The following is a 21764-nucleotide window of genomic DNA, read 5'->3' as shown; positions in this document are numbered from 1 at the left end:
CTCTCTCCCTAAAAACAGAGAATCCCCACAGCTTGGAAGGTGGCACGTCACATGATCGAGTTGACCGAGCAGCAGATTGCCGACGCCAAGGCGAATGACCTTGAGGCCGTCTCTGCCGTGGTGGCCGCTACTGACGAGAGAGTTGTACAGCTTGCGCGCCGGTACGCCCGGGGGGTCAACGGGCTGGATGAGGACCTTTCGGAAGACCTGGCGCAGGTAGGCCGGATGGCCGTCTGGCAGGCAATCGCTCGGTTCGACGGGACTGACGTGGCACAGTTCTTCGTGTTCATTGACCGGACGCTGAACGGCGTACTCAGCGACGAACGGCGGGCACTGACCCGTACGGGCGTCTCCCCGCAAGCGGCCAAGGATTTTGAGCGGGCACTGTCGCTGGCTGAGGGCGACCCCCACAAAGCCGAGAAGCTTGCTTGCAGCGCCGAAGCTATGGGCAAGCGAAAGATGTCCCCGGAGCACGCCTATGCGGCCCGCCTGGCGTGGCAGGGCGCTCTCTGGGCCGATGCTCCGGCAGGGTCAGAGAAGGGCGACCCGAACAACACGGGCATGACCACGATCACGATGCAGATCCACAGCACGCTCGGCATCCCGGACGATCTGCTGACCCCCGCCGACATTGAGTCAGCAAAGCGGCAAGAGACGCGCCGAATCGTTCACCTCACGCTGGACAAGCTGAGTGAGCGCATGGCGCACGTGCTCCGGGCAAGCTTCGGAATCACTCCGGCTGCCTACTACGGCGTGGGGGAGAACGATGCTGAGCTTGCCACCGACATGGGGCTGACTTCCTATCAGGTGCAGCAGGCGCGCACCAAGGGATACCAGCGCTTCGCGGCGCTCTACCCGACAGACGCATTCGCCGCGTAACTGCCCACCGCTGAACGGAACTTGAGGGGACCCGCCGTGACTGTCAACGCCTACACCACCACCTATAAGCGCTGCTTTGCCTGTGGGGAGGAGTACACGGTTTCGTTCCAGAACCGAACCACCACGCTCTACTGTGCCCCTGCCTGTGGCCGGAAGTCCCGCAAGCCGCACGAGAACGATTTCATGGTGACCCCGGAACTCTGGGAGAGTGACGCACTCCAAGCCGCGTGACACGCGTAGACGACAAGATCATGTCACAGGTCTATACCGCCAAGTAGGCCGCTGAAATGTAGCAACCACCCCCGAAATTTCGGGGGTGGTTGTTTTCGTTATGGGAAGGTGATCAATGGTTATTGAGCCGATCGAATGGGGCACCGGCGGCGACGGGGGCGAGCGGCGCCAACTGCCGCGCATGCGCCGGTTCTTGGCAACCATGGTGCTGCTGGTACTGCTCGCGCTGGGGCTGACTGCCTGTGACTTGGGTAAGCCGTGCAAGCATGAGGCGACCACTACAACATGGATGTTGGTGCCGAACGGCAAGGGCGTGGCGTACCAACCGGTCTTCTCGACCACCTGTCTGGACTGAGCCAAGCGTCTGCCCCTGCTTCGGCGGGGGCTTTCGCATGTTCAGGCACCCCCGAAATTTCGGGGGTGGTGGGGTTGTGCAGCGCAGCGCGACTGTGCTTAAGTCTTCTCAGCAGCAAGACGACGAGACAGGGGAGCGGGACAGTGAAGGTCACCACGGTTCGCAAGGCGGATGGCACCTACGACTACAAGCTTGACGGTGTCCGTGGGGGCGTCAGCACCCTGACCCCGTGGGGTGCCCGCTACCAGGGCGAGCGTGCCGCTGCGGTCGCCGAGGAGGGAAAGGACATGGTCACCGTCGAGATTGAGGGCACCGAGTACCGGGTTGAGGGGAAGATTGCTTGGGATCTTGCCCACGCGGTCCGCTTCTGGGGGAACGGCAACCGTCGCATCCGCCAGCAGTACCTCATGGGGGTGGCTGACTCCATTGGGTTGGAGCGAAAGCACTACCGCCGGATTCCCCGGGCGTGCGCGGACGCGCTGGATGTCGCTTACTAGGCTAAATGGCCCCCGCTCCGGCGGGGGCCTACCTAAGGGGTGGGCATGACTGACATGTACGACCCGACTACCGAAGCCGAAGCGCTGCAAGCGTTCAAGGCGTTTCGCATGCACGGCGGGTGCGCTGCGTGTCGGTCGAGAACGTGCGAAACCTATGAGCTGGAAGCCAAAGCCATAAAGCTTGCGGCGCAGCGCGGACTGACGCCCTATAGGGTCGTTTACGAGGATGGGACAGAACGCGGCGCGTGGGATGAAACTACGGCGCAGTTCTTCGCTCGGCGGCACGGCGGAAGTATCGTCAAGTCGCCCGAAATGGAAAGGAAATCCAAGATGCAGATCACGGAAACCATTGCGGATGTTGAGCTTTGTTGGGTCAGCGAGGATGAGGACGGCCGGTGGCTGAACATTCAGGGCAAGACCGCCGGGGGACTGGACAAGCTTTACCGGATTCCCGAGAGTGCGGCGCGCTGGCTTAGGGCCAACATGGAAGACTCGCTGCGGCCGTGGCTGCGGGACGACTCCGAGTAGAACGACTAGCCACCCCCGAAATTTCGGGGGTGGTTTTTTTGTTTGCCCTAAAGGTTGATTACCTTAACTAACAAGTCCGATCTGGTCACTTTCGTGCTGTACCGTGCGCTTGTCATACGAATAACCCGCAATGAGGAGTGATAGGTCATGCACTGCTGGGAGCGCCCAACCGTAGAGGTGGCGCTAGAGGTGCCTCGGGAGCGTGGCCCGGGTAATTGGGAGTGGGCGCCGTGTGAACGCACCCCGCCCGTACAGGATTTCGTCTACACGCAATGGGACGCCTGCCGGGTTCTGCGGATGCTAGGCGAGCTGATCGCTAAGGCCCCGGGCAGTCGGGGCTACCCACGCCTGAGGCTTCGCATGTACGGGCTGTGCTCCAAGCTAACCATTGGTACCTACGAATGGCTTTGGAACCCCGAGGGGGAGTGCTACAAACCGCAAGGCGACCCAACCATCACGCTGACGCCCATGCACATGTGGTCAGGCGAAGCGATCCGGGCATGGGCAGTGCTGCAAGGCAAGACGCGCGGCGGATATTGCGGCAGCTGCCCCGAGAGAACGCCCTGAGCGCCCCTCTGCGGTCCGTTTTGGCGCCGGTTGGGCCAGGCCCCCACTAAGCCCCTGTGAGGCCCCCTACGGGCCTTGTGGGGGCTTTGCCGTTGGGGTGTGCGCCGGGGGGCGCGCGGGCGGGCACGTGCACCCGCACTGACGGGTGATCAACTTCCTTACAGCGTGGACCAATGGCTTGAACGGGTCTACTGTGGGTTCTCCTATCAGTGCGCTGGGTGATCTTGATTGCCCGTCAGCTCTGAGGGACCAAATCCATAGACCCCAAGGTGACCGTATGTCGCAGCCAGCGACGTTTCGGAGAAGGCCACTTGATCCGAGCGCTTCGGCGGTTGGTCAAGTGGGTTCTCCGAACAGTCAGAACCCCCATCGACCGGCCGCCGCTTCTGTTGGGCGGCCCAAGAGCAAGCGAGCAACGGCAGCGGACTTCGCCGCCATGCGTGCCGCCTACCTTGAAGGTGAGGCAGAGCGGCGCAGTACGAACTTCCGGTACGTCTGTCCGGGCTGTACGCACCCCGAGCACGGCCAGACCGGGGGCGAGGTGACCCGAAGTGCTTGAGGCCCCCCAGGAAGCCCCTGAGTGCCCCGTGTGCCGCTCGTTTCGGCGCATGGCGAAGCTGTTCGCGGACTGCCTGCCGACGGCCCGTGATGCCAACGCTGAGGCCGATATTCAGGTCCTCTGGGACAAGCACAAGCGGGAGAAGTGCCGTGAGCTGGTCGGAGGTGCCGCGTGAGCATCGAAATCGCGCCCCCGCGTGTAGAGCCGGAAACGGATAACGGCTGCCCGTCGTGCGGGTGGCTCGACAGCGCAGAGGCACAGTTCCCGGCGGACATCTTTCCGACTATCGCCCGCCACCTCGCGCGTCAGCGGGTCCGGCACCTCCGAGATGAGGAGTGCTTGGCGAACGAGGGGGGCCAGTGACCGCCGAACCCACCGACGACGGGCCGGAGTTGGCCCCCGCAGACGCGCCGGACGTGAACCGGCTGAGGGCCCGGAGCGCGTTCCTGGCCTACCGAGCATTGAACGGAAGGACCCCCATGCCCGAGCGCCCCCGTGTTGGCTACTTGGACGCCCACCCGCCGCGTGAGGCGTACTTGCCCGCGCACAGTGAGTGTGAGCCCGCCGTGCCGGTGGAGCAGTCCGCCGATGACCTCCCCGCGCCGGTTGAGGAGGTGGCCGAGTAATGGTCGTCAAGTCGCGGAAGCGTTTCCGGGAATACGCGGTCACGCACAACCCGAAAACGGCCCCGGTGGGAATCGCGCGCTGTGCCGACGGTGAGGGACTGTGCATGTGGGCCACCGACAGCACTCCGGCCGACATGGCGGCGCTCACTAAGGCCATTGGTGAGCACACCGCAGAGTCGGGCCACACGGCCTTTCTGCGGACCGTGACGGACGCCGTGACGGTGGAACCCGGCAAGTGGGACGGCGAGTAGTTCCAGCCCCCTAAACGGCCCCGTCCATGCGTTGCCCCCGTGGCGCATGGGCGGGGCTTTCGGCGGTCCTAGCATGGGCGCATGTCAGTCATGAGGGTCTGCGCCACATGCAGGCAGGAAAAGCCGCTGTCAGAGTTTCCGTCCAAGGGCGGCGGGAAGCTCGCCTACCAGTGCAAGCCATGCAAAGCGGACGGCATGCAGCAGAAGCGCGCGGCACAGCGGGCGCAGGACCCGGACGCGTTCAGGGAAGCCAAGAGGCTGGACTCAAAGGCGCGCCGCGACCGGGAAAAGGAAGCGGCGCGACTCGCCATGCTGCTGGAATTCGCAGAGGCGTACGACCGGCACCGGGCGGCGGGGCTTGACCGTGAGGCGGCAGTGACGGCGGCAGCCGCCGACGTTCCGAAGTAGCACTAAGGAGCCGTTTCCGCAGGTCAGGGCAGGGTTGCAGTGGACTCACCCAACTGAAAGAATGCAAGACCTCGCTCGGCGAGTCGGTGGCCCGCGCCATGGGCCGCTCGTTCGTCCGGGTCGCGCTCGGCGGCGTCCGGGACGAGGCCGAGATCCGCGGCCACCGGCGCACCTACGTCGGCGCGCTGCCCGGCCGGGTGGTGCGGGCGATCAAGGAGGCCGGCTCGATGAACCCGGTCGTCCTGCTCGACGAGATCGACAAGGTCGGCTCCGACTACCGCGGCGACCCGGCCGCCGCCCTGCTGGAGGTGCTGGACCCGGCGCAGAACCACACCTTCCGGGACCACTACCTGGAGGTCGAGCTCGACCTCTCCGACGTCGTCTTCCTCGCCACCGCCAACGTGCTGGAAGCCATCCCCGAGCCGCTGCTCGACCGGATGGAGCTGGTCCGGCTGGACGGCTACACCGAGGACGAGAAGGTCGTCATCGCCCGCGACCACCTGCTCCCGCGCCAGCTGGAGAAGGCCGGCCTCGGCGGCGAGCAGGTCAGCGTGGACGAGACCGCGCTGCGCAAGCTCGCCGGGGAGTACACCCGCGAGGCCGGCGTCCGGACCCTGGAGCGCTCGATCGCCCGGGTGCTGCGCAAGATCGCCGCACAGGCCGAGCTGGGCGAGCGCGAGCTGCCCGCCACGGTCGGCGCGGCGGACCTGCGCGCCCTGATCGGACGCCCGCACCACGTGCCGGAGTCCGCCCAGGAACCGGCCGAGCGCCGCACCGCCGTCCCCGGCGTGGCCACCGGCCTCGCGGTGACCGGCGCCGGCGGCGACGTCCTCTATATCGAGGCCTCGCTGGCCGACGCCGAGACCGGCGGCACCGGGCTGACCCTCACCGGGCAGCTGGGCGACGTGATGAAGGAGTCCGCGCACATCGCGCTCTCCTTCCTGCGCTCGCGCGGCGCCGAGCTGGAACTGCCGGTCACCTCGCTGCGCGACCGCGGCGTGCACCTGCACGTCCCGGCCGGAGCCGTCCCCAAGGACGGGCCGAGCGCCGGCATCACCATGACCACGGCGCTGGCCTCGCTGCTCTCCGGCCGCAAGGTGCGCACCGACGTGGCGATGACCGGCGAGGTGTCGCTGACCGGGCGGGTGCTGCCGATCGGCGGGGTGAAGCAGAAGCTGCTCGCCGCCGACCGAGCCGGGGTCACCACGGTGATCATCCCCAAGCGCAACGAGGCCGACCTGGACGACGTCCCGGCCGAGGTGCTGGAGCGGCTCACCGTCCACCCGGTGGCGGACGTCCGCGAGGTGCTGAAGCTGGCGCTGGAGCCGGCCGAGGTGCTGGTCGCCGTCTGATCGGCGAACCGCTGGTCCGAGGGGCCGACGGCATCTCCGCGTGCGAGACTGCGGAGATGCCGTCCCCCACGCAGCGCGCGCTGGCCCGGGTGCCGGACCGGCTGCGCCCCTTCCTGGTGCGGCACCGCCGGCTGGTGAAGTTCCTGCTGGTCGGGGGCTCCTGCTTCGTGCTCACCATGGCGATCAACCTCCAGCTCAAGTTCACCGTGCTGCAGCACAAGCCGGTGATCGCGCTGACCATCGCGACCGTGATCGCCACCGTCGTCTCGTACGTGCTGAACCGCAGCTGGGCCTTCCGGGCCGGCGGCCGGCAGCGTGAGGCCCTGCTGTTCTTCCTGGTCAGCGTGGTGGCGATCGGCGTCAACGACGTACCGCTGGCGATCTCCCGCTACGTCCTGGACCTGCGCGAGCCGTACATCAGCTCCTTCGCCCAGGAGGTCGCGGACTTCCTCAGCGGCATGGTCGTCGGCACCTTCGTCGCGATGCTGTTCCGCTTCTGGGCGATGCAGCGGTGGGTCTTCACCCGGCTCGCCGAGCACCCCGCCGAGCACCCCGGGGCCGAGGCCGCTCTGGTGAGGGCGGTGCCCCCGGAAGCCGGTTACGCTGCACCCGAGATGCCACGGGATGTGCCGTAAGGGGCGAGGTGAGCCTGATGCACGAACCGGACGGTGTCCGGACCGGGCCCGCCAGCCAGCAGGGCATGCGCCGGGCCAACCTGGCCCTGGTGCTCGGAGTGATCGCGAGCGGCCCGCGCTCGCGCGCCGAAGTGGCCGCCGAGACCGGACTGACCAGGGCCGCGGTCTCCTCGCTCGCCGAACAGCTGATCGCCGGCGGCCTGGTGGTCGAGGAGGGCCCCGCCGCACCCAGCGGCAAGGTCGGCCGCCCCGGCACCGCGCTCGGACTCAACCCGCTCGGGCCCGGCGGCCTCGGCGCCGAGATCGGTGTCCGGCACCTGGGCGCCTGCGTGGTCGACCTGCGCGGGGAGGTCCGCGCCGTTCGGCGTCAGGAGATCTCCAACCACGGCCGGGCACCCGCCGCCGTCATGGCCGACCTCGCCCGGCTGCTGCGCTCGGCCGTCACCGAGGCGGGCCTGCGCCCGGCCGGACTCACCCTGGCCGTCCCCGGCCTGGTCGGCGAATCCGGCGCGGTGCTGCAGCGGGCCGCCAACCTGGGCTGGCAGGACGTCCCGCTGGCCGCCGAACTGCGCGCCGCGCTGCGACCGGCCGCCGACGGCCTGGCCGAGCTGCCGGTCGAGGCCGACAACGAGGCCAACCTCGGCGGACTGGCCGAGCACTGGCTGGGCGACGGGGCGGAGGACTTCCTGTACGTCTCCGCCGAGGCCGGGGTCGGCGCGGCGATCATCGTCGGCGGGCGCCTGCTGCGCGGCGCGCGCGGCCACGCGGGCGAGTTCGGCCATGTGCCGGTCCACCCCGCGGGCCGCCGCTGCGCCTGCGGGGCGCACGGCTGCCTGGAGCAGTACGCGGGCGAGGCGGCGGTGCTGCGGGCGGCCGGCCTGACCGGCGCCCGGGGCGACTGGGTGACGCTGCTCGCCGACCGCGCCGAGGTCGGCGAGGAACCGGTCCGCGCGGCCCTGGCCGGCGCCGGGTCGGCGCTCGGCATCGCGGCCGCCGGCGCGGTCAACCTGCTGGACCCGGCCGAGGTCGTGCTGGGCGGCGGCTACGCCCGGCTGGCACCCTGGCTGCTCCCCGCCATGCGCGCCGAACTGGCCGCCCGGGTCACCGTCCGGCCGTGGGCCGAGGACCGGCTGACCGTCTCCCGGCTGGGCCGCCGCGGCCCGCTGCTGGGCGCGGCGGTGCGCGTCGTCCGCGCCATCGTCGCCGACCCGGGGCTGCTCGCGGGCGGCTGACCCCCGGCTGGGACCACCCCGCCCGGAACGGGCCGCGCCCCGGTGCCCGGTGCCCGGTGCCCGGTGCCCGGAGCCCCGGTGCCGGAACGGGCCGAGCCCCCGGCCGGTGGGGCCGGGGGCTCGGTGCGATGGGGGAGGACCGGGCCTCGGTGGCGTCAGGCCTCCGCGGCGGCGGGCTCGCGCTGCTCGGCGCGGGGGCCGCGCAGGACGGCCAGGAAGGCGATGCCGATGCCGACCAGCGCCCAGAGCACCAGGACCAGGATCGGCATCCCCAGGTTGGTCGAGCCGAAGTAGGCGATCGACTTGGTGGCGCCGGTGCCGGCGCCGTTCGGGATCACCGAGCCGATGGCCCGCCAGAACGGCGGCATCATCGGTGCCGGGTAGACGCCGCCCGCGCTCGGGTTGCCCAGGACGACGAAGACCAGCACCGCGAGGCCGATGCCGATGATCCCGAACAGGCACTGCAGCGCCATGGTGAAGGCGCCGACCGAGAAGACCACCAGGGCGCCGATGGCGGACAGGGAGAGGATCGAGCCGGGCAGCGCGTCCAGCACCGGTCCGGCGATGACCGTGCCGCCGATGCCGGCCGCGATCGAGTAGAGCGCCAGGACGCCCAGGCGGATCAGCAGGCGGTTCGCGTTGGCCGGCTTGGAGCCGGCGCTGATGCCGAGGATCGAGGCGACCAGGTAGCCGCCGACGCACCAGCCGATCACCAGGTAGAAGGAGGAGAGGCCGTTGGTGTCGCCCTTGGCGAGCGGCACGACGTCCTGGACCTTGACCGTACGGCCCTGGGTCTGGTCGATCGCGGTGGTGATGCTCTCGGCGGCCTTGGCCGCGGACGGACCGCGGGCGCCGCCGACCAGCAGGGTGTCCTCGGTGCCGTTCGGGTTCACGACCCACGCGGCGTAGATCTTCTGGTCCTTGATCTGCGCGGTCGCGGTCTCGGCGTCCGGCGCGGTGACGGCCTTGACGGCGTCGTTCGGGACCCCCTCCAGTGCCCCGATCAACTTGGGGGCGACCTGCGGCGGGGCGACCACCGCGATGGAGAGGTTGTGCGGGGCGGGCTTGTGCAGCGCCCCGATGTAGGAGGTGATGAAGCCGAGCTGGAGCAGCAGCACTCCGATCACGAGCAGTGCCGCGCGCGGGGTGACCGCGCTCTTCAGTTCGGCGACGAAACCCTGCCCTGGGGCTGCCATCCACATCTCCTTGCGTATCGGGGAAAAACGGATCTTCCAGAACCAATACTTCATACCATGAAGTAGTTGGGTTGTCGTACCTCCCGTGTCGGATTCCGGCCGGTGCCGCTGGGCGATACTGGCGCGGTGAGCGACGAGGAAGCCCTGGTGGCGGTGGAGCGCGAGGTCGCGCTGATGTTCCGGCGGGGCCGGGCCGGAGTGGCCGAACTCTCACGCCGGGTGCACCCCGGACTGGAGGGCATGGCGTACAGCATGCTCGGCTACATCGAGCAGGCCGGCCGGGTCCGGGTGACCGACGTCGGCGTGCACTTCGCGGTGGGCAAGGCGACGGTGAGCCGGCAGATCCGCGCGTTGGAGGAACTCGGCCTGGTGGCCCGGGAGGCGGACCCGCTGGACCGCCGGGCCGCGCTGGTGTCGCTGACCGAGGACGGGCGACGGCGCTTCCTGGCCGCCCGGGACGTCCGGATGCGACGGGTGCGCGAGGTGATGGGCGGCTGGTCGCCGGAGGACGTGGTCCGCTTCGGGGAACTGCTGCACCGCTTCAACGACGTCCTGGGGGAGCCGGCGGCCGATTGAGCCGGGTGCCCGCTGAGCCGGGTGCCCGCTGAGTCGGGCGGCTGCGAGGGTGTGACCGGGGCCCGCGGTGCGGGCCTTTACTCGACCTTGAAGAAAGTTGCCTAATTCAACCATTTAGGCCTATGGTTGCTTAAGGCAACGAAGTTTCATGATGCGCGTATCCCGCACGCCTGCGCCGAAGGACCCAGATGACCGTGACCACCGAGGCCGCGAGCGGCACCGCCGCCGCCGCCGACAACCAACAGATGACCCACCGGCAGGTGATGGAGGCGCTCTCCGGCCTGCTGCTCGGCCTCTTCGTGGCCGTGCTCTCCTCGACCGTCGTCTCCAACGCCCTGCCGCACATCCTGGCCGACCTGCACGGCGGCCAGTCCGCCTACACCTGGGTGATCACCGCGGCCCTGCTCACCCTCACCGCCTCCACCCCGATCTGGGGCAAGCTCTCCGACCTCGCCAGCAAGAAGCTGCTGCTGCAGATCGCCCTGCTGATCTACATCGCGACCTCCGCGCTGGCCGGGCTCTCGCAGAACACCGGTGAACTGATCGCCTGCCGCGCGCTGCAGGGCGTCGGCGCGGGCGGTGTCGTCGCGCTGGGCCAGATCTGCCTGGCCGCGATGGTCCCGCCGCGCGAGCGCGGCCGGTACAGCGGCTACTTCGGCGCGGTCTTCGCGCTCGCCACCATCGGCGGCCCGCTGATCGGCGGCGTCATCGTGGACACCTCCTGGCTGGGCTGGCGCTGGTGCTTCTACGTCGGCATCCCGTTCGCGCTGGCCGCGATCCTGGTGGTCCAGCGCACCCTCAAGCTGCCGGTGGTCAAGCGCAAGGCGAAGATCGACTACCTCGGCGCGCTGGTCATCACCGCCGCGGTCAGCCTCCTGATGATCTGGATCACGCTGGCCGGCAAGAACTACGCCTGGCTGTCCTGGCAGACCGCGGCCATGGTCGGCGGCGGCCTGCTGCTGGGCGCGCTGGCCATCGTGGTCGAGCGCCGCGCCGCCGAGCCGATCATCCCGCCGGACCTCTTCAGGTACCGCACCGTCACCCTGGCCGCCATCGCCAGCGTGCTGGTCGGCGTCGGGATGTACGGCGCGACCACTTTCCTCAGCCAGTACTTCCAGCTGGCCCGCGCCAAGTCCCCGACCATGGCCGGCCTGATGACCCTGCCGATGATCCTCGGCCTGGCCGTCTCCTCCGCCGTGGCCGGCCGGCTCATCACCAAGTACGGCAAGTGGAAGGCCTACCTGGTCGCCGGCACCGCGCTGCTCGCGGTCGGCTTCGGCCTGCTCGGCACCGCCCGGGCCGACACCGACTACGTGCTGCTCTCCGTCTACATGGCGATCACCGGCGTCGGCCTCGGCCTGACCAGCCAGAACCTGGTGCTCGCGGTGCAGAACACGGTGCCCCGGCACGAACTCGGCGCGGCCAGCTCGGTGGTCACCTTCTTCCGCACCATGGGCGGCGCGATGGGCGTCTCCGCGCTGGGCGCGCTGATGACGAACAAGGTCGGCCACTACCTGGCGGAGAACCTGGCCGCCGCGCACATCCCTGCCGGACACGCGGCGGCCGGTGGCGGCATCCCGGACCTGCACAAGCTGCCGGCCCCGATCGTCCCGCTGGTCACGGACGCCTTCGGCCACGGCGTCGGAACCGTCTTCCTGTGGGCCGCCCCCTTCGCGGCACTGGCCTTCGTCACCGTGCTGTTCATCCGGGAGACCGTGCTGAAGACCACCCAGGAGAACTGACCGGCCAGGAGGACCTGCGGCGGGACAGCCGACCGGCAGTCGGGATACGCGAACGGGCCGGGGAGTGCGCAGGCACTCCCCGGCCCGTTGCGTCGGGCTTCGTACGGCCGCTAGTGGCCGGCGATCAGCATCAGTCCGTAGCCGACGGCCGCGGCGCAGACCGCGAAGCAGGCGTACGCGCCGGCCAGGGCCAGCTTGCCGCCGCCCGAGGCCGGGGCGCCGCCGTCACGGGCGGTGCTCAGCGCGGCCTCGCGGCGGGACAGCGCCAGGATGCCGAGCGCGAAGACGGCGACCACGGCGACGGTGATGCCGAAGCTGAAACCGGCGGTCTGGGCCAGGGCGTTCCACTTGATGTGCATGGTGAGTGCTCCTCAGCCGGCGGCGCTCAGGCCGCGACCGTGGTCGAGGCGGGGGTGGGGACGTTCGTGGTCGCCACGGTGGGGACCTCGACCGGCGTGACGTCGTTGACGTTGTCCGCGCCGACCGGCTGGCGGCGGGAGAGCAGCCACATCGCGCCCGAGCCGGCCACCAGCGCGGCGCCGACCACGGCGACGCCCCAGCTGCCCTGACGGGCCAGCAGGGCCGCGCCGCCGGAGACCAGGCCGGCGGCCGGCAGGGTCAGGCCCCAGGTGTAGACCATGCGGCGGACCATGCTCCAGCGCAGCTCGCCCTTCGGGCCGCCGAGGCCGGCGCCCATGATGCCGCCGGAGCAGACCTGGGTGGTGGAGAGGCCGAAGCCCATGTGCGAGGACGTCAGGATGACGGTCGCGGCGGCCGACTCGGAGGCGAAGCCCTGCGGCGGCCGGATGTCGGCCAGGCCCTTGCCCATCGAGCGGATGATCCGCCAGCCGCCCATGTAGGTGCCGAGCGCGATCGCGGCACCCGCGGAGACGATCACCCAGGTCGGGGGCAGCGCGCCGTGCGGCAGGGCGCCGACCGAGACCAGGGTCAGGGTGATGATGCCCATCGTCTTCTGGGCGTCATTGGTGCCGTGCGCCAGCGAGATCAGCGAGGACGAGAAGATCTGGCCGGTCTTGAAGCCCTTCTCGGTGGCCGCGGCGTTGCCCTTGCGGGTGATCGCGTAGGCCAGCTTGGTGGCGCCCCAGGAGGCCAGGCCGGCGACGAACGGGGAGGCGACCGCCGGGATGATGATCTTGGTGACCACGGTGTCGAAGTTGACGCCGTTCATGCCGACGCCGACGATCGTGGCGCCGATCAGGCCGCCGTACAACGCGTGCGATGAACTGGACGGCAGGCCGCGCAGCCAGGTCAGCAGGTTCCACAGGATCGCTCCGGCCAGTGCGGCGAAGATGATCTCGGGGTGGACCCCGGCCTTCTCGTTGACGATGCCGCCGGAGATGGTGGTGGCGACCTTCACGGACAGGAACGCGCCCGCGAAGTTGAGCACGGCCGCGATGGTGACCGCGACCTTCGGACGAAGGGCCCCGGTCGCGATCGCGGTGGCGGCCGCGTTGGCGGTGTCGTGGAACCCGTTGGTGAAGTCGAAGGCGAGCGCCGTGATGATCACAACGGCTACCAGGAACGAGATGTGTTCCATACCCAAACAATCGTCGTAGTTGTCGCACGGACGTTGGTGACGTTCGCGACCGTAGGTCTACTTGGTAAACGGAAGGTTAACTGAGCCGGGACTCGTGGTTCCGATGGTTGACTGATGGTGATCAGAAGCTTTCTGCAGGGTGACTTCGGCCCCGCTGAACTGGGCATTGGCGAAGAACACCCCGGTTCGACCGGGTTTGCTGAGAGCTGTCTCACACATCAATCGAGAATTAACCTCCCAGTCCGCGTGCGCCCTGTTTCCGACGAGTAACCCGTGGGAGGATCTGCGGGATCCGGGAGGCCGGGACAGGGCGCGGGGCGGGGAGGACCAACCCATGGGCGGGGCTGTACAGCGAACGGAGACGGCAGGCGTACGCCCCTGGGTGCGGGCGGCCCTGCGCTGCGGAGCCGTCCTCGCGGCAGCCGCACTCGCCCTGCCCGCCGCCGCCGGCGCCGCCTGGGCGGCACCCGACCCGGGGAGCGGCACGGTCGTCGCCGGCTCCGACCCGCTCGCCGCCGCCAAGGCCACCCTCGGCCCGCTGCTCGACCAGCTGCACACGCTCTACCAGAGCGCCGAGGCCGCCACCGAGCAGTACAACGGCACGGTGGCCAAGATCGCCGAACAGCAGGCCGCGCTCACCGACCTGCAGGGCCGGCTGGACCGCCAGCAGACCCAGGTCGACGCCGGCACCGACCTCGCCTCCCAGCTCGCCGCCGCGCAGTACCGCAACGGCGCCAGCTCCGCGTACGCCGAACTGCTGCTCGCCAAGGACCCGTACGAGGCCGTCACCATCGCCGAGTTGCTCGCCACCGCCAGCCGCTCGCAGTCGGAGTTCCTGGACCGGCTCAAGAGCGACCGGGACGCGCTCGACGGGCTGAAGAAGCAGACCGAGGAAGCGCTCAAGACCTCCCAGACCCTGGTCGCCCAGCAGGACGCCGCCAAGGCCAAGGTGGCCGCCGACCTCGCCTCGGTCGAGCAGGTGGTCTCCTCGCTGACCGGCGCGCAGCGGACCGAGCTGGAGCAGCTGGAGAAGGCGAAGGCCGACGAAGCGCAGCTCGCCTTCCTCGCCTCCGGAGCCCTCGGCAAGGGAGAGCGCACCCCCTCGCAGCAAGGGCGCGCAGCGGTGGCCTTCGCGCTGGCGCAGGTCGGCAAGCCGTACCTGTGGGGCGGCATCGGACCGGACTCCTTCGACTGCTCCGGCCTCACCTCGCAGGCCTGGCTGCACGCCGGGAAGCCGATCCCGCGCACCAGCCAGGAGCAGTGGGCGCAGCTGCCGCACGTGCCGCTGAACCAGCTGCGGCCCGGTGACCTGGTGGTCTACTTCCAGGACGCCTCGCACGTCGGGATGTACATCGGCGGCGGGCTGATCGTGCAGGCGCCGCGGCCGGGGGCGTTCATCAAGGTGTCGCCGATCGGCTCGATGGCGATCCTCGGGGCCGTCCGGCCGGACCCGTCCGGTGCCGCGGACGACGCGGGCGGCGTCTGGAAGGTGCCCGACCTGCCGGCCGGCTGGGACTCCGTGACGCCGATCGCGCCGAGCCCGGCCAAGCCCGCGCCGACTCCGCCGCCGACCGGCGGCCCGACCCCGCCGCCGGTCACCCCGGGCGAGCCCACCGGCACGCCCACCACACCGACCACACCGACCACCCCGGGCGGGACCGGCGCCCCGACCGACCCGGGGACACCGTCGGGCACCGGCACGCCGACTCCGACGCAGACCCCCACCGGCACCCCGACCGGGACGCCGACCGGCACCCCGGCCACGCCCACCCCGACCGGAACGGGCACCCCGAGCAAGACGGGCTCGGCCACCGCCTCCGCCCCGGGCAGCGCCACCGCGACGCTGCCGCTCGGCACGCCGACGCACTGACCCGGCTGCCCGACAGGCCCGACAGGCCCGACAGGAAGGCCGCCCGACGTCCGATGACGTGGGGCGGCCTTCCTGTCGTTCGTCGGGGTTACTCGCCGGTGTCGGGGGCGAAGCGGATGACGACGGCCTTGGAGGTCGGGGTGTTGCTGATGTCGGCGGTGGAGTCCAGCGGGACCAGGACGTTGGTCTCCGGGTAGTAGGCCGCCGCTCCGCCACGGGCGACGGGGTAGTGGACGACACGGAAGTGCGGGGCGCGGCGTTCGACGCCGTCCTTCCACTCGCTGACCAGGTCGACGTATCGACCTTCGGTGAGGCCCAGTTCGGCGGCGTCGGCGGGGTTGACCAGGACCACGCGGCGACCGCCCTTGATGCCGCGGTAGCGGTCGTCGAGGCCGTAGATGGTGGTGTTGTACTGGTCGTGGGAGCGCAGGGTCTGCAGGAGGAGACGGCCCGGCGGGACCTCGGGGGCGGTCAGCGGGTTGACGGTGAAGTTGGCCTTGCCGGTCGCGGTGGGGAAGGTGCGCGAGTCGCGGGGGCCGTGCGGGAGGGTGAAGCCGCCGGGGCGGCGGACCTTCTCGTTGTAGTCCGTGAAGCCCGGGACGACGCGGGCGATCCGGGCGCGCAGGGTGTCGTAGTCGGTGGCGAAGTCCTCCCACGGCACGGTGTCCCGCGGGCCGAGGACGGTGCGGGCGAGGCGGCAGACGATCGCGGTCTCGGAGAGCAGGCCGGGCGCGGGCGGGCGCAGGCCGCCGCGGGAGGCGTGGACCTGGCCCATCGAGTCCTCGACGCTGACGAACTGGGCGCCGGCGCCGGTGACGTCCCGGTCGGTGCGTCCGAGGGTGGGCAGGATCAGGGCGCGGGCGCCGGTGACCACGTGCGAGCGGTTGAGCTTGGTGGAGACGTGGACGGTCAGCCGGCAGCGGCGCATCGCGGCCTCGGTGACCTCGGTGTCCGGGGTGGCCGCGACGAAGTTGCCCCCCATCGCGAAGAAGACCTTGACCTTGCCGTCGCGCATCGCGCGGATGGTGTCCACCGAGTCGAGACCGTGCTCGCGCGGCGGCTCGAAGCCGAACTCGTTCTCCAGCGCGTCGAGGAAGGCCTTGCTCGGGCGCTCGAAGATGCCCATCGTCCGGTCGCCCTGGACGTTGCTGTGCCCGCGCACCGGGCAGACCCCGGCGCCGGGACGGCCGACGTTGCCGCGCAGCAGCAGGAAGTTGACCACCTCGCGGATGGTGGGGACGGCGTGCTTGTGCTGGGTGAGGCCCATCGCCCAGCAGACGATGATCTTCTTCGAGCTCAGCACCAGGCGGCCGAGCTCCTCGATCTGCTCCCAGGGCAGGCCGGTCGCGGCGAGCACCTCGTCCCGGTCGGTCTTCCGGGCCTGGGCCTCGACCTCCTCGAAGCCGTGGCAGTGTTCGGCGACGAAGGCCTCGTCGACGCCGTCCTGCTCCACGACGATCCGGTTGAGCGCGCGGAACAGCGCGAGGTCGCCGCCGAGGCGGATCTGCAGGAAGAGGTCGGTCAGCTTGGTGCCGTGGCCGACCAGGCCCCGGGCGTTCTGCGGGTTCTTGAACCGCTCCAGGCCCGCCTCCGGCAGCGGGTTCACGCTGACGATGGTGGCGCCGGCCCGCTTGGCGCGCTCCAGGGCGGAGAGCATCCGGGGGTGGTTGGTGCCCGGATTCTGGCCGGCCACGATGATCAGGTCGGCCTGGTAGAGGTCCTTGAGGCTGACGCTGCCCTTGCCGACGCCGAGCGTCTCGGTGAGCGCCGAGCCGGAGGACTCGTGGCACATGTTGGAGCAGTCCGGCAGGTTGTTGGTGCCGAGCCGGCGGGCGAACAGCTGGTACGCGAACGCGGCCTCGTTGCTGGTGCGGCCGGAGGTGTAGAAGGCGGCGCCGTCCGGGGTGTCCAGGGCGCGCAGCTCCTCGGCGATCAGCGCGAAGGCGTCGTCCCAGGAGACCGGCGTGTAGTGGGTGGCGCCCTCGTCGAGCAGCATCGGCTGGGTGAGCCGGCCCTGCTGGCCGAGCCAGTAGCCGGAGCGCTCGGCTAGGTCGGCGACCGGGTGGGCGGCGAAGAACTCGGCGCGGATCCGGCGCTCGGTGGCCTCCTCGGCGACGGCCTTGGCGCCGTTCTCGCAGAACTCGGCGGTGTGCGTCTTGTCCGGCTCCGGCCAGGCGCAGCCCGGGCAGTCGAAGCCGTTCGGCTGGTTGACCTTGAGCAGGGTGGCGAGGGTGCGGCGGGCGCCCATCTGCTCGGCGGCCATCCGCAGGCTGTGGCCGACGGCGGGCAGCCCGGCGGCCGCGTGCTGGGGCGCGGACACCTCGGGGGCGTCCTGCGCCGGGTCGCTCTGCGGGGCCTGCTTGGCCATGACCGGTCTCCTCGGCTCTGCTGGATCCGGCCGTACCGCCGGGGCCGCCGCTCCGTCGCGGGGCTCGGTGTCCATCCTTCCACCTGGCCGTGGGCGGGGGGAGGGGCGGTGGACGGCGTCGGTAGAGTCCTGTCCGTCATGGCGGATGGGGGAGGGGCGCGTGCGCGTGGGTGACGTCCTGGACGGCCGGTACGAGCTGGTGGAGAAGCTCGGTCAGGGCGGGTTCGGAGTGGTGTGGCGGGCCCAGGACACCCGGATGCGGCGGCCGGTGGCGGTCAAGGTCATCGGGCACCACGGCGGGGACCAGGCGAAGGCGGCCCTGCGGTTCGTGCGGGAGGCCTGCGCGGCCGGCAACCTGTCGCACCCGCACATCGTCACCGTGCACGACCTCGGCCAGTGCGAGGTCGGCGACCGGGAGGTCACCTTCCTGGTGATGGAGCTGCTCACCGGCCGCACCCTGACCGAGGTGCTGCGCGAGGGGCTGCCCGAACCCGCGCTCAGCCTGCGTTGGGGGCGGCAGATCAGCGGCGCGCTGGCGGCCGCGCACGACGCGGGCATGGTGCACCGGGACATCAAGCCGGACAACGTGATGATCACCGACGCCGGGCACCTCAAGGTGCTGGACTTCGGCATCGCCCAGCTGGACGCCGGCGCCGGCGGGCTGACCACCACCGGGACGATCGTCGGCAGCCCGGCGTACATGGCGCCCGAGCGGTGGACCGGCGGCCGGGTGGACGGCCGGGCGGACCTGTACGCGCTCGGCTGCGTACTGGTCGAACTCTTCACCGGGGCACGGCCGTTCGGCGGGGACTCGACGCCGGTGCTGATGTACCAGCACCTCAACGAGGCGCCCCCGGCGCTGGACCCGGCGCAGTTCGGGCTGCCGCCGCAGGTGGCCGGGCTGGTCGCGGAGCTGCTGGCGAAGGACCCGGCGGACCGGCCGGCGGATGCCCGGACCGTCGAGCGGCGGCTGGCGGAACTGGCCGCGGCGCCGGGTGGCGGGGCGGGCGCGGTGGTGGCGGTGCCGACGGTGGTGGACCGGGCCGTGGCCGCGGCTGCGCCTGTGGCTGAGCCGGTTGGGCCGGTCGCCGTGGTGCCGCCCGTGCCGGTCGCGGTGGGGCCGGTGGTGCCGCCCGTGCCGACCGCTCCGCCCGTCGTGCCTCCGGTTGCGCCGCCCGCCGCACCCCCGTCCGCCCCGCCCGCCGCACCGCCCGTCGTGCCGGGCGCGGCCCCGTCGGTGCTGTCGCCGCTGACCACGCCGCCGGTGCTCGCCGCGCCGCCGCCCGACGCCGTACGGGCCGCGCTGCGCGAGCGGCGGTCGGCCGCGTACCGGGCGGCGACGGCCGGGGAGTCGGCGATGCAGCTGCAGGCGGTCGCCCAGGAGTGCGTGACCGCGCTCGGCGCGAGCGACCGGGACACCCTGTGCACCTGGCGGGACTTCACCTGGTACCTCAGCCGGGCCGGGGACCTGGACGGCGCGATCCGGCTGCTGACCAGCGTGGTGGACGACATGCGCTCGGCGCTCGGCCCGCTCGACCCCGACACCCTCGGCGCCCGCTACCACTTGGTGTGGTGCGTCGGCGAGAGCGGCGCGGCGGTCACCGCGATCCGGCTGCTGAGCGGGCTGCTGCCCGATTTGCACGCCGTCTGGGGCCCGCACGACACCCGCGTCCTGAAGGCCCGGCACGACCTCGCGGTGCACCGGGCCAACCGGGACGACCTGCAGGGCGCCGTGCTCGAGCTGCACGGGCTGCTGCCCGACCTCGCCCGGGTGCTGGGCGAGCACCACCCGAGCACCGTCCAGGCCTGGCAGGACCTGGCCGGCTACCAGCAGCGGCTCGCCGGTGCGGGCCGCAGGGCCGCGGGCAGCCCGCACCGGCGCCGGGCGCCGAGGATCAGCCCGATGGAGGCGCTGGCCCTGGTGCGGCGGCTGCGGGTCTGGGACTTCGCCACCGACGAGGAGGCCCGGGCCTGCATGGACGCGCTGGACCGCGGGATCGGCCTGAAGGGCGTCGCGGACGTGGTGTTCGACGCGCCGGACCACGTCTCGGACGAGGACCTGGTGGAGGAGATCTTCGGGCCGTGACCCGTCGGCGCACGCTCGCTCACGCCGCCGCCTGGGGCCGGGTCGAGCAGCCGGCCGTCGGCGGGGCGACGGTGAGCGTACGGGCAGCTGCTCAGGCGCCGGAGCCCGGACAACGAGGCCGTGCGGTCCTCCGGGATCACCTCGCCCGGCCCGCCCGGGCCCGAGCCGTAGCGAGATCCGGAAGATCCGGCCCGGGCTCGTTCACCCGTTCGTCCCCGCCCGCCGCTATGGTGACCCCTCCGACGGTGAACGCCGAGCGGGCGCGGTCGAGTTGGGGGAGGACATGGACAAGGGCGAGGTGCTCGGCGGTCGCTTCCGACTGGAGGAGCGGCTGGGCCGGGGCGGCTTCGGCGTGGTCTGGCGGGCGACCGACACGACCATCAACCGGCAGGTCGCGGTCAAGGTGCTGCTCGCCGAGCACGCCGCCGACCGGGAGGCGGTCAGCCGGTTCGTCCGCGAGGCCAAGACGGCGGGCGGCCTCAACAACCCGCACATCGTCACCGTGTACGACTACGGGTGGACCGCGGCCGGCTCCGGGAAGATCCCGTACCTGGTGATGGAGCTGGTCCGCGGCCGGGCACTGTCCGAGGTGCTCAAGGACGGCCTGCCGGACCACGCGAAGGCGCTGCGCTGGATGCGGCACGTCTGCAAGGCGCTGGACGCCGCGCACCGCTCGGGCATCGTCCACCGGGACATCAAGCCCGAGAACGTGATGATCGTGACGGAGGGGGAGCGGGCCAAGGTCCTGGACTTCGGCATCGCCCGACTGGTCACCCAGACCGTCCGGCTCACCTCCACCGGCAACGTGATCGGCACCGTCCCGTACCTCGCGCCCGAGTGCTGGTCCGGCGGCACCGTGGACGGCCGGGCCGACCTCTACGCACTCGGCGTCATGCTGTACGAGATCTGCACCGGCGGGCGGCCGTTCCGCGCCACCTCCGCCGCCGAGTACATGTACAAGCACCTGGAGGAGGTCCCGCCCCGGGTGCGCAGCAAGGACCCGGCGGTGGCCGAACTGGTCGCCCAACTGCTCGCCAAGCGGCCCGAGGACCGGCCCTCCGGCGCCGCCGAGGTGCTGGAGCGGCTGCGCGCGGTCCGGCCGGGGGTGCTGCGCCCGGACGACCCCAGCCCGGAGCAGCTGCGCCGGCGGGCCGACCGGGCCTGGCAGCACGGCGCGGCGGGCGAGCCGGCCGAGGCGGTGGAAATCCTCACCGGTCTCGTCCCGGACTTCGCCCGGATCTGCGGCCCGACCGACCCGCGCACCCTGCGCACCTGCCACGACCTGGCCCTCTGGCTGGGCCGGGACGGCAGCCCGGGCGCGGCCGTCGCCCTGCTGGACGAGCTGACGCAGGTGCCGGGCGCCGCCCCGCAGGCCCGGGCCGACGCGCTGCGCGACCTCGCGCACTGGCAGCGGGAGGTCACCCGGCTCGGCCCGGGCCTGCCGCGCGCGCTAAGCCTGGGGGTGCTGCTCGGCGGCGACGCGCAGGGCGGCTGAGGCGCCCTCGGCGATCGGGTCGCCGTGCCCGAACACGACCGTCTCCACCGGCAGTGCGGCCAGCCGGTGGAAGGAGGCCAGCGCCCGGGCCGGGTCGGTGTGGAACACGCCGGGCCGCAGATTGCCCTGGACGTTGGACACCAGGTCCCCGGTGAACAGCACGCCGGGCCCGGGTAGGTGGAGGGCGATGCTGCCGTCGGTGTGGCCCGGCACGTGCAGGACCACCGCGCCGCCGCCGGTGTCCAGCACGTCCCCGTCCTCGACCTCGCGGTGCACCGGGCAGGGCTCGGCGGGCGGGATCGGCGGCAGGCCGTCCCACAACTGCTGCTCGAACGGACTCAGCACCGGCGGCGCGGCCGGCTGCTCGCGCCGGATCACCGGCGCCTCGATCCGGTGCGCCACCACTTCGGCGCCCCAGCGGCGGGCGAGTTCGGCGGCCGAGCCGGTGTGGTCCTCGTGGTGGTGGGTGAGCACGATCCGGCGCAGCGCGGCCGGGTCCGGCCCGACGGCGCGGACGGCCTTCTCGATGGCGTCGGCCGAGTCGGCGATGCCGGTGTCGACCAGGGTCAGGCCGTGTTCGTCCCGCCACAGGTAGGCGGTGCCGAACTCCAGGGTGATCATGTGCAACTCGTCGCGTACCCGGGTGATCTCCATGGTCCGGATCCTGCGCGCCGCGCCGCCGCGGCACGCCCGCGTTCGCCCTGGGCGTGCGGGTGTTCGCCACAGGCGAAGCCGTTCGTGGCCGCCGGGTGG

20 protein-coding genes and 1 pseudogene are annotated in these 21764 nt (G+C 71.3%); 16 read left to right on the top strand and 5 right to left on the bottom strand.

Annotated elements, in window-relative coordinates:
- Positions 1-51 precede the first annotated feature (51 nt).
- The 11 genes and pseudogenes from ACZ51D_RS04505 (at position 52) to ACZ51D_RS04455 (ending at position 8120) form a co-directional block, all read left to right on the top strand.
- The gene (locus ACZ51D_RS04505) at positions 52-879 is read left to right on the top strand and encodes a sigma-70 family RNA polymerase sigma factor (RefSeq protein ID WP_465661165.1); all 828 of its coding nucleotides are present in this window, start codon (positions 52-54) and stop codon (positions 877-879) included.
- Positions 880-915: 36 nt separating this feature from the next.
- Positions 916-1110, top strand: coding sequence for a hypothetical protein (locus tag ACZ51D_RS04500; RefSeq protein WP_465661164.1), 195 nt, complete (start codon positions 916-918; stop codon positions 1108-1110).
- A 115-nt stretch (positions 1111-1225) separates the two neighbouring features.
- A complete protein-coding gene (locus tag ACZ51D_RS04495; protein WP_465661162.1) occupies positions 1226-1465 on the top strand; it encodes a hypothetical protein in 240 nt (79 codons plus the stop codon).
- 143 nt (positions 1466-1608) lie between these two features.
- Positions 1609-1962 (top strand): hypothetical protein, encoded by a 354-nt coding sequence (locus ACZ51D_RS04490; RefSeq protein WP_465661160.1) that lies wholly within the window; start codon positions 1609-1611, stop codon positions 1960-1962.
- 45 nt (positions 1963-2007) lie between these two features.
- Positions 2008-2490, top strand: coding sequence for a hypothetical protein (locus ACZ51D_RS04485; RefSeq protein ID WP_465661158.1), 483 nt, complete (start codon positions 2008-2010; stop codon positions 2488-2490).
- Between the two features lie 1175 nt (positions 2491-3665).
- Entirely contained in the window at positions 3666-3791 is a 126-nt protein-coding gene (locus ACZ51D_RS04480; protein ID WP_465661157.1) for a hypothetical protein, read from the top strand.
- Positions 3792-4241: 450 nt separating this feature from the next.
- Entirely contained in the window at positions 4242-4493 is a 252-nt protein-coding gene (locus tag ACZ51D_RS04475) for a hypothetical protein (protein ID WP_465661155.1), read from the top strand.
- An 81-nt stretch (positions 4494-4574) separates the two neighbouring features.
- Positions 4575-4901: a hypothetical protein gene (locus tag ACZ51D_RS04470; RefSeq protein WP_465661153.1), complete on the top strand. Its 327-nt coding sequence runs from the start codon at positions 4575-4577 to the stop codon at positions 4899-4901.
- Positions 4902-4966: 65 nt separating this feature from the next.
- Positions 4967-6253: pseudogene (locus ACZ51D_RS04465) on the top strand (S16 family serine protease); the annotation flags it as partial.
- A gap of 56 nt (positions 6254-6309) precedes the next feature.
- A complete protein-coding gene (locus tag ACZ51D_RS04460) occupies positions 6310-6888 on the top strand; it encodes a GtrA family protein (protein ID WP_465617594.1) in 579 nt (192 codons plus the stop codon).
- A 17-nt stretch (positions 6889-6905) separates the two neighbouring features.
- Positions 6906-8120, top strand: a complete 1215-nt coding sequence (locus ACZ51D_RS04455; protein ID WP_465661151.1) for an ROK family protein — start codon at positions 6906-6908, stop codon at positions 8118-8120.
- 155 nt (positions 8121-8275) lie between these two features.
- On the opposite strand, the gene ACZ51D_RS04450 is transcribed toward ACZ51D_RS04455, so the two are convergent.
- A complete protein-coding gene (locus ACZ51D_RS04450) occupies positions 8276-9316 on the bottom strand; it encodes an ABC transporter permease (RefSeq protein ID WP_465617598.1) in 1041 nt (346 codons plus the stop codon).
- Between the two features lie 126 nt (positions 9317-9442).
- Between ACZ51D_RS04450 and ACZ51D_RS04445 the strand changes: the two genes are divergently transcribed.
- Complete coding sequence (locus tag ACZ51D_RS04445; protein WP_465617599.1) at positions 9443-9892, top strand: MarR family winged helix-turn-helix transcriptional regulator; 450 nt, start codon at positions 9443-9445, stop codon at positions 9890-9892.
- Between the two features lie 245 nt (positions 9893-10137).
- Positions 10138-11634, top strand: a complete 1497-nt coding sequence (locus ACZ51D_RS04440; protein WP_465617780.1) for an MDR family MFS transporter — start codon at positions 10138-10140, stop codon at positions 11632-11634.
- Positions 11635-11744: 110 nt separating this feature from the next.
- Here ACZ51D_RS04440 and ACZ51D_RS04435 read toward each other — a convergent pair whose 3' ends face one another.
- Positions 11745-11993: a hypothetical protein gene (locus ACZ51D_RS04435; protein ID WP_360498572.1), complete on the bottom strand. Its 249-nt coding sequence runs from the start codon at positions 11991-11993 to the stop codon at positions 11745-11747.
- 26 nt (positions 11994-12019) lie between these two features.
- Positions 12020-13192: an inorganic phosphate transporter gene (locus ACZ51D_RS04430; protein WP_360498574.1), complete on the bottom strand. Its 1173-nt coding sequence runs from the start codon at positions 13190-13192 to the stop codon at positions 12020-12022.
- 334 nt (positions 13193-13526) lie between these two features.
- On the opposite strand from ACZ51D_RS04430, the gene ACZ51D_RS04425 reads away from it, so the two are divergent.
- On the top strand, positions 13527-15062 hold the full coding sequence (locus ACZ51D_RS04425; RefSeq protein ID WP_465661149.1) for a C40 family peptidase: 1536 nt from the start codon (positions 13527-13529) through the stop codon (positions 15060-15062).
- 88 nt (positions 15063-15150) lie between these two features.
- Here the strand turns inward: ACZ51D_RS04425 and ACZ51D_RS04420 are convergent, their stop codons facing one another.
- A complete protein-coding gene (locus ACZ51D_RS04420; RefSeq protein ID WP_465661148.1) occupies positions 15151-17430 on the bottom strand; it encodes an FdhF/YdeP family oxidoreductase in 2280 nt (759 codons plus the stop codon).
- Between the two features lie 160 nt (positions 17431-17590).
- Here ACZ51D_RS04420 and ACZ51D_RS04415 point away from each other — a divergent pair, with 160 nt between their 5' ends.
- Both ACZ51D_RS04415 and ACZ51D_RS04410 read left to right on the top strand, forming a co-directional pair.
- Positions 17591-19516 (top strand): serine/threonine-protein kinase, encoded by a 1926-nt coding sequence (locus tag ACZ51D_RS04415; protein ID WP_465661146.1) that lies wholly within the window; start codon positions 17591-17593, stop codon positions 19514-19516.
- 283 nt (positions 19517-19799) lie between these two features.
- Positions 19800-21011, top strand: coding sequence for a serine/threonine-protein kinase (locus ACZ51D_RS04410; RefSeq protein ID WP_465661144.1), 1212 nt, complete (start codon positions 19800-19802; stop codon positions 21009-21011).
- Here ACZ51D_RS04410 and ACZ51D_RS04405 read toward each other — a convergent pair.
- The gene (locus tag ACZ51D_RS04405; protein WP_465617609.1) at positions 20967-21665 is read right to left on the bottom strand and encodes an MBL fold metallo-hydrolase; all 699 of its coding nucleotides are present in this window, start codon (positions 21663-21665) and stop codon (positions 20967-20969) included. The genes ACZ51D_RS04410 and ACZ51D_RS04405 overlap by 45 nt on opposite strands.
- Between the last annotated feature and the right edge of the window lie 99 nt (positions 21666-21764).

This window comes from Kitasatospora sp. NPDC033851, assembly GCF_055576085.1.
Note: the sequence above shows the minus strand (reverse complement) of the source record. Positions and strands in the feature narration are given on the sequence as shown.